The organism is Winogradskyella psychrotolerans, from assembly GCF_018860545.1.
Classification (GTDB): Bacteria; Bacteroidota; Bacteroidia; order Flavobacteriales; family Flavobacteriaceae; genus Winogradskyella; species Winogradskyella psychrotolerans_A.
The window spans coordinates 280,138-295,777 of the sequence record NZ_JAHKPN010000052.1 but is presented as its reverse complement, the minus strand read 5'-3'; the positions used below and the strand labels follow the sequence as shown (position 1 = coordinate 295,777).

Here is a 15,640-nt window from a genome sequence, read left to right as displayed (position 1 = left end):
ATCTATCAATCTATCAATCGAACAATCTAACTACCACATCTCACCAACTTCTTGTTTAATAAAAGCAAGAGCTGCATTACTAGGTGCAGGTTTGTCCATAAGATCGGTTAAAACAACTTCACGAAGTTTACTAGCTGTATCGGTTTGTTCTTGTAAAGTTGCTTTTCTAATCAACTGAATAGTTGCATTTTTAGCCGCTTGTGTTATAGACCAACATTGATCACTCACGTAGATTTGTTGAGATAAATTATGTTCAAATTCCTGCTCTATTGTAGCAATAAGTAGACTTTCGTAATCCTCTTTATTTGAAGATGTTGGATTCACTCGTGTAAGAAGTTTAGAAGGTGCAATGCGCTCTAAGAAAAGTGACATGCGTTCATAGGCTTGTAAGCGTAATGGAAAACTTTCTTTTTGCAAATCCTTCTGCATTAAAAAGCGTCTTCTACTATTTTCATTCTCTATATGTTGTTTAAAAAAATAGTAGGCCACTAAACCTACAATAGCTGCAGGAGCAATGTTAAAAAGTAATTCGATAATGTTGTCAATATCCATTAGAATTTTATGAGTTAAGATTAATTATGAAATCGTTAATATACTTAATACGGTTTAAGTAAATTCTATCATGAAACTGTAAAGTTAATTTAATTTGAACATTTTGAAATTTTATCACTAAAAAAAATGAATCCAAAATATAAAAAAATCGGAATAATTGCGGCTATTATTTGCACCTCCTTAGTTGTCTTCACATTTATTGCCAATACAGTTATTGAGCGTAAAATAATTAGTGCTGTTGATGATTTACCTAAATCAGTCAATGCTCAATTCACTGCAGTAGAAGCTTCGATATGGAGTGGTAGTCTAGCAATCTTTTCTCCCGAGGTTATAGTTAAAGGTGAAACAACCAACAAAACGATTTTAGACGCAAAACTTAAATCGATAGAAATCAATGATGTTGGGTATTGGAATTTGCTTTTTAATGATAAAATAGCAATAGAATCCCTAGTAATCGATGAGTTAGTAGCAAAATATAAACATAACTCAATCGTGAAGAATAAGGATTACCAAAGCAGCTTTCTAGATAAAGTCAAACAAATAATTCATGCCGACAAAATCGCAATTACTAAGGCCGATGTATTAATAACGAATTATGAAAGTGATTCTATAATTTTAAGTATTCCTAATCTTAATTTTGAAGTATTAGATTTTCAAATTAACCCAAAAGCATCAAAAATAAATAAGAAAATTACATATACTGATTTTGATTTAAGTGCCAAAGATTTAATGTGGGCCACAAATGAATTTGATAACCTTATGGCAAATTCAATTCATGTCACTAATAGTAGTGCTAGGTTCAAAGGCTTCAAACTAAAAACTAAATACTCCAAGGCTAAATATTCTACACTTCTCAAAAAAGAACGTGATCATTTTAATATGGAGATAGAAGAGATGAAAATTTCAGATATGGATTTTGGGTTTGATACTGATGAAAAATTCTATTTTAAATCAAGTAAAATAAAATTAAGTGCGCCTTATGCGGAAATTTACCGAGACAAATTGGTGACAGACGATTTAACTTATAAACCGTTATATGGTACCTCTCTTAGAGATTTAGGTTTTAATCTAGGAATCAATTTGGTTGAGATTACAGATGGTAGTATTTCATATTTGGAAAAAGTAAATGCAGATAAGCAAGCTGGTCGTTTAGATTTTAACGATTTAAATGCAACGTTTTCTAAATTAGGAAATACGTTTGGTAACGATGATACCGTTATTCAGATACGGTCTACGTTTATGGAAGATTCTCCTTTAATTGTAGACTGGAATTTTAAGGTTGCCGATACTACAGATCAATTTACATTTAAAGCAGATTTAGGATTGTTTAATGCGACTCAAATGGATCAGTTTACACAACCTAACCTTCAGGTCGATTTAAATGGGGAATTAAAACAAACCTATTTTACAATTAGTGGTACGCCAAACACTTCTCGTATTGACATCAAAATGAAATATGATGACTTTAAAGTTTCAATTTTGAAAAAAAATGGAAAAGAAAAAAATAAATTTTTATCGAGTTTAGTCAATTTGTTTGTTTCAAAAGATAGTGAGGATGACAAAAATAATTTCCGCTATGGTCAGTCAGAACAGGTTGAACGTGAGACCAACAAATCTGTATTTAATTTTATATGGTTAAATATTAAAGCAGGTTTACTTTCTGCCATGGCTGGTGATGGTGAAAAGCCCGACGATTAATGACTATTTAAATAATCTAATGTCAATTGGGTAAACGCTTTAACTCCGAGTATCATGCTACTGTCATCAATTTTAAAATCGGGTGTATGATGTGGGAAAGATGCTGTAGTGCCAGGTGTCATGCCTCCTAAGAAAAAATAGACGCCAGGCACAACTTCCTGAAAATATGAAAAGTCTTCACCTCCCGTTGTGGCTTTCATTATAGAAACATTAGCCTCTCCAGCTGCTGCCTGTAACGACGGTAATATTTGAGCCGTTAAATCCGGATCATTATAAGTAATAGATGTAAAATTTTGGAACGTTATGGTCGCCTCGCCACCGTAAGCTTTTGCAATAGTTGTAACCATTTCGGTCATGCGTTTTTCAATGTGAGCACGCATATCTGTATCTAGAGTTCTCACCGTTCCAATCATTTGTGCCGTTTCAGGAATAATATTAAAACGCGTTCCTGATGTAATTTTTCCTACAGTGATTACAGCGGCTTCATTGGTTAAATTTGACTCACGACTTATTATAGTTTGAAGACCGTCAATTATTTTTGCAGAAATTAAGATAGGATCTACACCAGACCATGGTTGAGAGCCATGCGTTTGTTTTCCTTTGACATCGATAACAAAGCGTTCTACACCAGCCATAATCCCGCCTGTTTTATATTTAATTGTGCCAACCGGAGTTTCAGAATTGATATGAAGTCCGAATATAGCATCAACTTTTGGATGTTCTAAAACCCCTTCCTTAATCATCAATTTAGCACCACCTTCTTCTCCTGGAGGCGGACCTTCTTCTGCAGGTTGAAAAATAAATTTTATCGTCCCTTTTATTTTGTCTTTGTGTTTAGATAACACTTCAGCGGTAGCCATTAAAATTGAAATATGCGTGTCGTGTCCACAGGCATGCATCACTCCAGTTTCAGTATTTAGGAATGTCGTTGTTACTTCAGATTTAAAGGGTAAATCGTTCCGTTCTGTAACCGGAAGGGCATCTATATCTGCTCGCAAGGCAATCACTTTTCCAGGGTGATCACCTTTCAACAAGGCAACAACTCCAGTTTTGGCAATACCAGTTTCTACGTCTAATCCTAAAGATTTTAAATGTTCCGCTATTTTTTCCGCTGTTTTAAATTCACGATTCGATAGTTCCGGATTTTGATGAAAATGATGTCTCCATGCTATCATTTGGTCTTCAATAGCAATGATGTCGTTTTCAATCGAATTTTGAGAGTTCGAAAATAGAGATATTAATGTGAGTAGAATGGCTAATTGTTTCATGTTAAAAAGATTTTCACTAATATATTGAAATTTAAACAACTACCATTCTGAATAGTTTGTTTATAATTTATAGCGTTTCTATGCGGAAAAGTATAGTAGTATCCTTAATTTTACTCCTTCAAAAATTTTTAGCTTGGAAAAGTATCTCAGTCAACTTAATGACGCACAATTAGAACCTACAATTCAGATCAATGGACCAATGATTATCATTGCTGGTGCAGGTTCAGGAAAGACTCGTGTGCTTACCTATCGTATAGCATATTTAATGAGCAAAGGGATTGATTCGTTCAATATTTTAGCCTTAACCTTTACAAATAAAGCAGCCAAAGAGATGAAAGGTAGAATCGCTGATATTGTTGGTGATGAAGCAAAAAACCTTTGGATGGGAACATTTCACTCCGTTTTTGCTAAGATTTTACGTTTTGAAGGCCATCATTTAGGTTATCCAAGCAATTTTACAATTTACGATACTCAAGATTCTCAAAAATTAATGGGTGCTATTATTCGAGAAATGGGTCTCGATAAGGACGTTTATAAAACCAAGCAGGTTTATAGCCGTATATCTTCATATAAAAATAGTCTTGTAACTGTAAAGGCCTATTTTAAAAACCCAGAATTGATGGAGGCTGATGCTATGGCAAGGCGACCTAAGATGGGGGAAATCTATAAAGAATATGTAGATCGTTGTTTTAAAGCTGGAGCAATGGATTTTGATGATTTATTATTGAGAACCAATGAGTTATTAACCCGTTTTCCAAATGTCTTAGCACAGTATCAGGATAAATTTCGTTATATATTAGTAGATGAGTACCAGGATACCAATCACTCTCAATATTTAATTGTGCGAGCATTAGCAGATCGTTTTCAAAATATTTGTGTTGTAGGTGATGATGCGCAAAGTATATATGCATTCCGTGGAGCTAATATTAATAACATTCTGAATTTCCAAAAAGATTACGACGATGTTAAGATGTTTCGATTAGAACAGAATTATCGTTCAACTAAAAACATTGTTGGTGCGGCAAACTCTGTTATTGAACATAATAAAACCAAGATTGATAAAATAGTTTGGACTGCTAATGTTGAAGGGGAAAAAGTAATTGTGCATCGCGCCATGACAGATGCAGACGAAGGACGTTATGTGGCGAGTACGATTTGGGAAACCAAAATGAACAACCAGTTAAATAATAGTGATTTTGCGGTTTTGTATCGTACAAATGCGCAATCTAGAGCGATTGAAGATGCTTTAAGAAAACGAGATATTCCGTACCGAATTTATGGAGGTTTGTCATTTTACCAAAGGAAAGAAATTAAAGATGTTACCGCTTATTTGCGTTTAATTCTCAATTCTGCAGATGAAGAGGCTTTAAAACGAATCATAAATTATCCGGCAAGAGGTATTGGCCAAACGACGGTCGATAGGTTAGTAGTGGCTGCAAATGCAACAGGAAAAACGATTTATGACGTCATAAAAGATATTGATTCCGTTTCTATAAATATTAATAACGGAACTAAGAATAAGCTTCGTGATTTTGTAATGCTTATTGAGAGTTACAAAGTAATGAATCAGACAGCCAATGCATTTGATTTATCTGAACATGTTTCTAAAACGAGTGGCTTAATTAGAGAGCTTGGAAAAGACGGAACGCCGGAAGGAGTAACTAAATTAGACAACGTTCAAGAGTTACTTAATGGTATTAAGGATTTTGTTGAAGGACAAATTGAGTTGGCAGATGCTGGCGATTCTTTAGCAGAATTTTTAGAAGATGTGGCTTTAGCAACAGATTTAGATGGTGATAAAGGTGATCCAGATCATGTAGCTTTAATGAGTATTCACATGGCAAAAGGCTTAGAATTTGGACATGTCTTTATTGTAGGTATGGAGGAAGATTTGTTTCCGAGTGCTATGAGTATGAATACCCGAAGTGAACTTGAAGAAGAACGTCGATTATTTTACGTAGCTTTGACACGAGCAGAAAAGCAAGCCTATTTAACCTATACACTATCGCGTTACCGTTGGGGAAAGTTGATAGATGCCGAACCAAGTCGTTTTATTGAAGAAATTGATGATGAGTTTATTAACATCGTTACACCTTTAAAAGAACGCCATAATCCAATGTTAGATTCGTCTATATTTGGAGATGTTGAACCTAATAGAGTGAGGTTCGCTAAACCGAAAACAGCAAAACTTCAGAAAAAAGAATCTATGAAGACCACGAAGAAACCTGAGAAATTTATTATTAGCACGCCAAAAAAATTGAAACGCGTAAAACAAGTGCAATCTACTGATGCTTCTAATATTGTCGACTCTAAACTTACTGTAGGTAATACTGTAAACCATCAACGTTTTGGTCGTGGACAAGTGATTAAATTAGAAGGTTCTGGGGCTGATGCTAAAGCTGAAATAAAATTTCAGAATGGTGATACTAAAAACTTACTCTTACGTTTTGCTAAGCTTGAAATCTTAAGAACTAAGCAAGATTAAAGATGCGTTTCAATAAACGCTTTTAATTGTATCGTCGTATCTAATAAATTAAGTCCCGTCCAACCGTGACCTTCATTTGGGTATAAGGTGTATTGGTGCGTAATATTTAATTCTTCAAGTTTATCTCGCATTGCAGTACCTTGAGTTATTGGAATTAAAGGATCTTCTCCTCCATAAAATAAAATAGTAGGAGGAGCGCTAGACGTTGCCTTATGGTAAGGACTGACCTCTTCTAGAGAATCGGTAGACGTATTTATTCCATAACTATCTAATATCTGTTGAAGCACTAGATTTGTATTATTTAAGTAAGCAGGATCCGTAAAATTTGTGGGACCAACAATACTAGCTACCATGTCAACGTTATGCGCTGTATCAAAAGCATAACTCCATAATAAAGCTAAATGTGCACCAGCACTAAGACCTACAAAACCTAAATTTTCAGAAATGGTATAATAGGATTGGTTGGAATCTAAAAAATTAATTACGCTTGTAATATCATTAATTTGCATCGGATAAGGTGGATTATTTTCATCTGCTAACCTGTAATTTATGTTTACAATCGCATAACTAGGCATTTGATCTTTGATAAAATTCTTAATATCACTCATATCTGCTTTATCTCCAGAAGTCCAGCCACCTCCATGAAGCAAAACAATCGTTTTTGTATCCATGGTTCGGTTAGCAGGTAAATATAAATCAAAGACCTGATCGCTATGATTACCATAAGAAATATTGAATTCTTCGTGAGATGTTATTGGATTTAAGGATTCTAAGTCTGTATCCTCAGAGCGTTCAGAATCACATGATGCTATAAGACAGATGAATAACAATGACAGGTATATAGATAATAGTCGTTTCATATTGAAAAAAATATACTTACTTTGTATAACGTATTTGTAAGTTACATATTATGGCTGAGTTTATTAAGATATATCCGGAAAATCCTAACCCAAGGGAGATTCAAAAAGTAGTTAAAGTTTTGAAAAATGGTGGATTGGTAATTTATCCAACTGATACCGTCTATGGGTTAGGTTGTGATATTACTAACATAAAAGCATTAGAGCGTATTGCTCAAATAAAAGGTGTGAAGTTGGAAAAATCTAACTTCTCATTCGTATGCAAAGATTTAAGTAACCTAAGTGATTACGTAAAACAAATCGATACCACTACGTTTAAAATTTTGAAACGCGCCTTGCCAGGACCCTATACATTTATCCTTCCGGGGTCAAAGAACCTACCCAATCCTTTCAAAAAGCGTAAAACAGTAGGAATTAGGGTTCCAGATAATACTATCGCTTTAGCAATTGTTGAGGCATTAGGTAACCCTATTGTCTCAACATCTATTAGAGATGACGACGATGTATTAGAGTATACCACAGACCCAGAGTTAATTCTTGAAAAATGGGATAAATTAGTAGATTTAGTAATCGATGGTGGTTATGGAGACAATGAAGCCTCCACTATTATCGATTTATCAGAAGATCCACCAGAAATTATTAGGGAAGGTAAAGGTGGATTAGAGATTTTTTAGATCTTTCTGCAGATAAATGCCTTCATTGGATAGAATAGGACTACCCCAATAATTAGCGTGATACTAGTATTCTTTATGAAAAAGAGGGATAATATAATTGTACATTTCTTTTATTTCTTTCTCACATAAAAATGCATTTAAACGATATTATTTGCTTTTTGTAGAGTTTTTATGTACTTTTACCGACAAATTAATTTATACCCCTTAAGATTTTGAATACAAAAGCAAAAATTTACACAGTCCTTTCGTTATTATTATCAACTTATGGTTTCTCTCAGACAGGACCAGGAGGAGTCACAACAGATAACGAAATATGGCTAAAGGCCGAAAATAGTACTTTTACAGATGCAGGTGTAACTCCAGCTTCTAATAACTCATCGATACAACAATGGAATGATGCTTCAGGTGAAGGTAACAATGCCTCACAAGGTAATGGAGGTTTACAACCTAAATTAAAAACTGACGCTATAAATGGCTATTCCGCTTTAAATTTTGATGGAAATAACGATGGAATCTTTTCAACTGGTGTTGGCCATAGCAATGAAGTAAGTTTATTCGTTGTGCTGCAGGCACCATCTTTTGATAGTAACACTAGAGGAATTATTCAAGCAGGTCCATCTGGAACTGCATTTTCAACAGATGCGAACCAAAAAACTATCGGAATGTGGGCTACTAATGGCTATTTGTGGGGAAGAGGTGTACAGTCTGATGGGGTAAAAAAAAGCTTCCCTAACGGAGCTGGAATAAAATTATATGCTGATACTCCTTATGTTCTTACACAAGATTTTAAAGGTACGTCTATAACTCAATATATTAATGCAGAAGCTTCTCAAACAATATCATATGATGGAACTCTAAATAGTTTTGTTGATTTCGGTATTGGTAGGCAGTCAACGTCAAGTTTCAACGGAAACATAGCAGAAGTTATTTTATATACAAAATCACTTAATCTATCGGAAACAACAATTGTTGAAAATTATTTATCTGCAAAATATGGTACAGCTTTAGACGGCTCTAAAGATTTTTATACACAAGATGATGCTGTCAATGGAGATTTTGACCATAATGTAGCAGGTATTGGTCAAGCATCAGATGGTTCTAATCATTTAGCTTCTAGAGGAACTGGAATTTTGAGTATGCATACACCTTCTGCTTTATCAAATGGAGATTTTTTATTTTGGGGAGAAGATACTAAAGACCCAGCATATGATTTTGCATTTAATTCAAACAACAATTCTCAAGAGTTAACGTCAAAGTGGCGTGTTAGTAAAACCGGAGATTTAGGGACAGTAACATTAGAATTTGATCTTTCAACTATTACTGCAGCCGCAGATGGCTGTGAAGGGCTGCAATTGGTTGTGGATGATAATAATACTTTTGGTTCAGCAACAGCTTATGATTTAACAGTCGTAGGAACTACAGCAACAGTAACAGGTGTTTCTTTTACAGACGGTGATTATTTTACATTAAGTTTCATTTCAGATATCGTTTGGGATGGTACGGATTACTTAAAAGGTTTAGCTGTTAGCGACGCTCCAGATACAGGAGATGCTTGTTATCGATTTTTGGTGAAATCAGGTACGGATGCAGTTCTTAGTGCAAATGCAACTGTGGAATCAGTAATGGTAGAAGCCGGAGGAAGCTTAACTATTGATTCTGGAGTTACTTTAACGGTTACTGAGGCAGTGAATTTAACATCTGTTTCTGATAGTTATTCAAGCTTAATTTTAAATGGTACTATTTCTGGTACGATAAATTACGAACGTCATGTAAATATGTTAGGTACAGCTTCAGGTGCTGGAAATGATTTAATTGCGGCACCATTAAGTGGACTTAGCTTTGATACTTTTATCGCTTTAGGTTCTCCGACAAACGCATCTAAACTAGCAACTAACGGAACGCATTATGCTTTTGGTCCTTATAATAACGCTTCAGGTACTACCGCTTATGAAATTTTTGAAGTAGCTGCTACCACAGCTTTAGAATCAGGAAAAGGGTATAGAGCTGCAACTACAACTAGCGACCAAGTCTTAACTTTTACAGGAAATGTCGTTACAGGTAATGTTAGTGCTCCTATTAGTAGCCCTGTTGGTGGAAGTCAATGGAATTTGGTTGGGAATCCTTACCCAAGCTATCTTAGTGCTTCTGAGTTTTTAACTGCCAATACGGCCGCTTTAGATGATGATGCTGAAGCCATTTATGCTTATAATAGCGGGACATATACAGGAAGTGAAGCTACAACTGGAAATTTTACTATTATAAATGCAGCGACTACTGAAACATTAAATATTGCACCTGGTCAAGGATTTTTGGTTGCCGCTAAAAACGCTACTGGTAATGTTGTTTTTAATAACGGATCGTCTAGTACTACAGATATGAGAACATTAATTGGTTCTGATGATTACATTGTAGGAAGATCACCATCTATAAGTTATAATCTTAAATTAGATCTTGTAGGTTCTAATACTTACAGAACAAGTTTCTACTTTAATGAGGGTTCTAGCTTAGGGTTAGATCCTGGTTATGATGCTAAAGTGTTTGGTGCAGCACCTACATTTGCACTTTATTCTCAGTTAGTAGAAAGTAATGAGAACGTTAATTTTGCACTTCAATCTTTAAATACTTCAAATATAAGTGATGTTACTATTCCACTTGGTGTGAATGCTAATCAAGGTGAGCAAATTTCGTTTACTATTTCACAATCTACATTGCCAAATACTGTAGAGGTATATTTAGAGGATACGGTTAATAACACCACAACCTTGTTAAATTCTGGAGATTATGTATTAACGCCAAATGCAAACTTAGATGGTATTGGTCGTTTCTATCTACGTTTAAGTAATAGTACGTTATCTACAACTATAAATACTTTAGATGCATTAACTATATACACAAATACAGCCGATAAAACAATTGTTGTTGCAGGTCAGTTAGCAGACGCTACAAAGGCTACGATTTATGATTTACAAGGGCGTATCGTTATTTCGAAAAACTTAATTACTTCTAGTAGATCTCAAGCTATTGATGTGAGTGGATTAAGTACAGGTGTGTATGTTGTAGAGTTGAATAATAATACTCAAAATAAAACACAAAAAGTCATATTGAAATAGGCTTGATAACATTATGAAATTACTGTAGCCAGTAGAGTGAAAGCAATCATTTTAATAATTATTCTTTCACTCTCACTGGTTTTTTTATACTATAAAATAAAACTAAGGCAATAATTCCAGTGACAAAAAAGCCTATAAAAAGCGGTAAAACAGACGTTTTAATAAAACTACCAATAAAGTTTGCTATGGGTACCGCCATAACGGTAGAAATAAAACCATTTAGCGCAGCTCCAACACCAGCAATATGTCCCATGGGTTCCATGGCCAAAGCTCTATAATTTCCAAATAAGAAGGCTACACTTGCAAATTGTAGCATTAGAAACACCATCAAAATTTCTATTGGTGGATTGATACCTGACCAAAACGTAATGACAAAAATTAGTGAATTAACGACAAATACAATTAAGGCTATATGGACTAAATTCCACATACCAAACCGAATCACAATCGCGCTATTTAAAAACGTTGATAGTCCGATAGTAACAGCTAAACTGGCAAAAATGTAAGGGAATAAATCTCCTAATTCATATTGCACTTGAAATATTTGTTGCGATGTACTTAAATACACCATAAAAGAGCCAGTAACAAGTCCTGAAAGTAACGTATAAATAACAGCAGATTTTATTCTGAAAAAAGTATTAGCTCCAGATTTAAAATTTGCGAGCCGAAACGTTTTTTTGTATTTCTCATGAAGTGTTTCTGGTTGTCGTTTCCAAAACCATAACATTACTAATGATCCAAAAGCTAAGGTTACCGTGAAAATAGAATGCCATCCAAAATGACTCATTAAAAACTGCCCCAACATTGGCGCAATAACCGGAACTAAAATAAAGGTCATGGTGACAATAGATAAAATCTTCGCCATATGGTCTCCACTATATGAATCTCTGACAATAGCTGTACTCATAGTTCTGGGCGAAGACAGTCCAATACCTTGTAATACACGACCAAAAAGCATCATTTCAAAATTCCGTGTCGTGATACAAATAATTGAAGCAATAATGAATACACCAAAACCAAAAAACACCATAGGTTTGCGTCCAAAACTATCCGATAATGGTCCAAAAATAAGTTGTCCAAATCCTAAACCTAGAAATATAGTAGTGATTAATTTTTGATTTTCGGTTGCGTTGACGCTATTTAAATAATCTCCAATTTTGGGTAAAGCAGGTAAAACGGCATCAATTGAAAGTGCTACAATAGACATCAAGGCTGCCATTAGCACTACAAATTCTAACTGAGATCTTTTTTGATTTTGCATTGGGCAAAAGTAAGTGATTTATTACCTATTTTTGATTTGAAGTATTACTAATATTTAAGAATTACACCCTATGCTTACAGATACATTGCTAAAGTTATTTAAAAGAGATATCAATAAATTGATTGACGAAATTAACCTATATAAGCATGAACCTAATATTTGGAAGGTAGATGGTATAGTTACCAATTCTACGGGAAATTTATGTCTGCATCTTATTGCCAATCTGAATCATTTTATAGGTGCTATTTTAGGTGATTCTGGATATGTAAGACAGCGCGAATTAGAATTTTCATTAAAGGATGTACCCAAATCTGAATTAATCAAACAACTTGAAAACACATTAATTAGTGTAGAGCGGACTATAAAAAGTTTGTCACTAAATGATTTACAAAGTGAATATAAACTCCATGTTTTTGGAGAACCTATGACTACTGAGTATTTCTTAGTTCATTTAAACTCGCACTTGGCCTATCATTTGGGACAAATAAATTATCACAGACGATTGTTGGATAAATAGAATTTAGACACTCAATTACAAAGGAATATTCCCGTGCTTACGATCCGGTTTCGCTACATCCTTATTTTCTAACATACTAAATGCTTTAATGAGTTTGCGTCTTGTGTTTTTCGGGAGAATAACATCATCAACAAAACCACGTTCCGCAGCACTATAAGGATTGGCAAATAATTTGGCGTATTCGGCCTCTTTTTCTTTGAGTGTAGCGTCTTTATTGTCTGCTTTAGCAATTTCACGCTTAAAAATAATTTCTGCGGCACCTTTAGCTCCCATAACCGCGATTTCGGCATTAGGCCAAGCAAAATTCATATCTGCTCCAATGTGTTTAGAATTCATTACATCGTAAGCTCCACCATATGCTTTTCTCGTAATAACTGTAATTCTTGGTACTGTAGCTTCACTAAAAGCATATAATAATTTTGCCCCATTTACAATGATTCCATTCCACTCTTGGTCAGTACCTGGTAAAAATCCTGGAACATCTTCTAATACTAATAATGGAACATTAAAACAATCGCAGAAACGAACAAAACGCGCTCCTTTCTTAGAACTATTTACATCTAAAACTCCTGCTAAAAACATCGGCTGATTAGCGACAATACCTACACTTTTTCCACCTAATCGGGCAAAACCAACGATAATATTTTCGGCATAATCTTTATGAATTTCATAAAAAGAGTCTTCATCAATAATGCCTTTTATAACATCATGCATGTCATAAGGTTTATTTGGATTCTCTGGAACAATTGAAGATAACACATCTCTAACTTCATCTTTTAGTTCAAAAGGGATATCGTCTGCTTTTTCCTTATTGCTTTGTGGTAAATAGCTCAACAGTTGTTTGATATCTTCTAAACATTCCACATCATTAGTCGCTGTTTTATGAGCTACACCAGATTTAGACGAATGCACACTCGCTCCTCCTAATTCTTCACTTGTGACTTCTTCGTTAGTTACTGTTTTTACAACATTTGGGCCAGTAACAAACATATAGCTTGTATCTTGAACCATTAACGTGAAATCTGTCATCGCAGGCGAATAAACAGCTCCACCAGCACAAGGTCCCATAATAGCAGAAATCTGAGGAATTACTCCAGATGCTTGTACATTTCTATAAAAAATATCTGCATAACCACCTAATGAACGGACTCCTTCTTGAATTCGAGCTCCACCAGAATCGTTAAGACCTATCAGTGGTGCTCCAACATTGACGGCCATATCCATTATTTTACAAATCTTTTCAGCATGTGTTTCAGATAATGACCCACCGAAAACCGTAAAATCTTGAGCAAAAACATAAATTAATTTTCCATTAACAGTACCATAACCAGTTACAACACCATCTCCATAAAACTGCAGATCAGCCATACCAAAATCTTTAGTTCTATGGGTAACTAAAGCTCCAATTTCTTCAAAAGACCCTTCATCGAGTAAATAGGCAACACGTTCTCTTGCTGTTAATTTTTTATTTTCATGTTGCTTGTATATTCTGGGTTGTCCTCCTCCCAATTTAGCTAAAGCTAATTTGTCGTTAAGAATTTTTATTTTGTCTTCCATGCTTATAATTTTTTCTTGCGAAAGCGCAAAGCTGTATTTGATGTTGTTTATGTTGTTTGTCGTCAGTTAACTTTATAGTTGAAAAATGCACTGAATAGAGACTACTACTAACTACTTAGTTTGGTACTTTTAAAAGTTTCTGTTCCATTAAAAAATGCTTTAATGCAATTTTTGCAGCTATTTCAGCTTCTAACATTTCCTGGTCTTCTAAGAGACTATGAGAAAAATGTTTTTTTACAAAATGCGTGTCAAAATTTCCACTTCTAAAGGCTTCATGCTCAAAAACAAAGCGTCCAAATGGTAAAGTGGTTTCCACACCTTTTATATGATAGTTATCAATAGCTTTTATCATAACTTCAATGGCTTCTTCACGTGTTTTACCATAAGTGATTAATTTTGAAATCATTGGGTCATAATAAATCGGGATATCCATACCTTGTTCAAACCCATTATCAACGCGTATGTTTTCTCCTTCGGGGAGTTTGTATACTTCAAGATTTCCAACGCTTGGTAGAAAATCATTCATAGGGTCCTCAGCATAAACACGTAGTTCTAAAGCATGACCATTGATTTTTAAATCCTCTTGAATAATGTTTAAATGTTCTCCTCTGGCTACTTTTATTTGAAGTTCTACTAAATCTACTCCAGCAATCCATTCCGATACAGGATGCTCAACTTGAAGTCTCGTATTCATTTCAAGGAAGTAGAAATTAAGGTTTTCGTCTAAAAGGAATTCAACGGTTCCGGCACCAATATAATCACAAGAACGCGCCACATTAATGGCTGCTTGTCCCATTTGATTTCTTAATTCTGGTGTTAACACAGCAGAAGGAGCTTCTTCAACTACTTTTTGATGACGACGTTGTACCGAACATTCACGCTCAAACAAATGAATAACGTTGCCATGCATATCGGCCATAATTTGAATTTCGATATGTCTTGGCGACGCCACATATTTCTCAATAAATACAGAACCATCACCAAATGCATTTTTAGCTTCACTAATAGCTCTATCCATTTGAGATTCAAATTCCGCTTCGTTTTCAACAATACGCATGCCTTTTCCGCCTCCTCCTGCAGAAGCTTTTATAAGAATTGGAAAGCCAATACCTTTAGCTATCTTTTTAGCTTCTGGAATATCAGTAATAGCTTCATCAGTACCAGGAACCATCGGAATATTATAGCCTTTTACAGTTTCTTTTGCGGCTAACTTACTTCCCATTACGCGAATTGCTTTTGAACGTGGCCCAATAAATAAGATATTGTTAGCTTCGCATAATTCCGCAAAATCAGCATTCTCACTTAAGAAGCCATAGCCAGGATGAATGGCATCAACATTGAGCTCTTTTGAAACTTCAATAATTTTATCACCTCGTAAATAAGATTCATTTGAAGGTGCAGGACCAATACAAACCGCTTGATCTGCATGTTGAACGTGCGGTGAATTTCGGTCAGCTTCAGAAAATACGGCAACGGTTTTAATGCCCATTTTTTTTGCGGTTCGCATCACTCGGATGGCGATTTCTCCTCTGTTTGCAACTAGTAGTTTTTTCATCTTAAGGCCTGCCAAAGCAGTTATCTTTTAATTTGTACTTATTTTTTATTCATGTTTTCGATACGTTGCGCTTATAATTCACAAAATACTCGAACTGACGATAGGT

General features: G+C 34.8%; 11 protein-coding genes. 5 read left to right on the top strand and 6 right to left on the bottom strand.

The annotated features are described in order from the left end of the window. Window positions 1–30: 30 nt before the first annotated feature. Entirely contained in the window at window positions 31–552 is a 522-nt protein-coding gene (locus KO515_RS17220; RefSeq protein ID WP_215937573.1) for a hypothetical protein, read from the bottom strand. 126 nt (window positions 553–678) lie between these two features. Between KO515_RS17220 and KO515_RS17215 the strand changes: the two genes are divergently transcribed. Beyond that, window positions 679–2,250 (top strand): hypothetical protein, encoded by a 1,572-nt coding sequence (locus KO515_RS17215; protein WP_215937572.1) that lies wholly within the window; start codon window positions 679–681, stop codon window positions 2,248–2,250. Here the strand turns inward: KO515_RS17215 and KO515_RS17210 are convergent. Next, window positions 2,247–3,518 (bottom strand): amidohydrolase, encoded by a 1,272-nt coding sequence (locus tag KO515_RS17210; protein ID WP_215937571.1) that lies wholly within the window; start codon window positions 3,516–3,518, stop codon window positions 2,247–2,249. The two genes, KO515_RS17215 and KO515_RS17210, sit on opposite strands and share 4 nt — an antisense overlap. Window positions 3,519–3,651: 133 nt before the next feature. On the opposite strand from KO515_RS17210, the gene KO515_RS17205 reads away from it, so the two are divergent. Then, a complete protein-coding gene (locus KO515_RS17205) occupies window positions 3,652–6,003 on the top strand; it encodes an ATP-dependent helicase (protein ID WP_215937570.1) in 2,352 nt (783 codons plus the stop codon). Here KO515_RS17205 and KO515_RS17200 read toward each other — a convergent pair. Continuing rightward, window positions 6,000–6,863: an alpha/beta hydrolase gene (locus tag KO515_RS17200; protein ID WP_215937569.1), complete on the bottom strand. Its 864-nt coding sequence runs from the start codon at window positions 6,861–6,863 to the stop codon at window positions 6,000–6,002. The genes KO515_RS17205 and KO515_RS17200 overlap by 4 nt on opposite strands. 50 nt (window positions 6,864–6,913) lie before the next feature. Between KO515_RS17200 and KO515_RS17195 the strand changes: the two genes are divergently transcribed. Both KO515_RS17195 and KO515_RS17190 read left to right on the top strand, forming a co-directional pair. Next, complete coding sequence (locus tag KO515_RS17195; RefSeq protein ID WP_215937568.1) at window positions 6,914–7,534, top strand: L-threonylcarbamoyladenylate synthase; 621 nt, start codon at window positions 6,914–6,916, stop codon at window positions 7,532–7,534. A gap of 212 nt (window positions 7,535–7,746) precedes the next feature. Further along, window positions 7,747–10,644 (top strand): T9SS type A sorting domain-containing protein, encoded by a 2,898-nt coding sequence (locus KO515_RS17190; protein ID WP_215937567.1) that lies wholly within the window; start codon window positions 7,747–7,749, stop codon window positions 10,642–10,644. A 58-nt stretch (window positions 10,645–10,702) separates the two neighbouring features. Here the strand turns inward: KO515_RS17190 and KO515_RS17185 are convergent, their stop codons facing one another. After that, a complete protein-coding gene (locus tag KO515_RS17185; RefSeq protein WP_215937566.1) occupies window positions 10,703–11,905 on the bottom strand; it encodes a multidrug effflux MFS transporter in 1,203 nt (400 codons plus the stop codon). A 70-nt stretch (window positions 11,906–11,975) separates the two neighbouring features. On the opposite strand from KO515_RS17185, the gene KO515_RS17180 reads away from it, so the two are divergent. Continuing rightward, entirely contained in the window at window positions 11,976–12,422 is a 447-nt protein-coding gene (locus KO515_RS17180) for a DinB family protein (protein WP_215937565.1), read from the top strand. A 15-nt stretch (window positions 12,423–12,437) separates the two neighbouring features. Here KO515_RS17180 and KO515_RS17175 read toward each other — a convergent pair whose 3' ends face one another. Beyond that, window positions 12,438–13,979: an acyl-CoA carboxylase subunit beta gene (locus KO515_RS17175; RefSeq protein ID WP_215937564.1), complete on the bottom strand. Its 1,542-nt coding sequence runs from the start codon at window positions 13,977–13,979 to the stop codon at window positions 12,438–12,440. A gap of 115 nt (window positions 13,980–14,094) precedes the next feature. Beyond that, complete coding sequence (gene accC / locus KO515_RS17170; protein ID WP_215937563.1) at window positions 14,095–15,534, bottom strand: acetyl-CoA carboxylase biotin carboxylase subunit; 1,440 nt, start codon at window positions 15,532–15,534, stop codon at window positions 14,095–14,097. Between the last annotated feature and the right edge of the window lie 106 nt (window positions 15,535–15,640).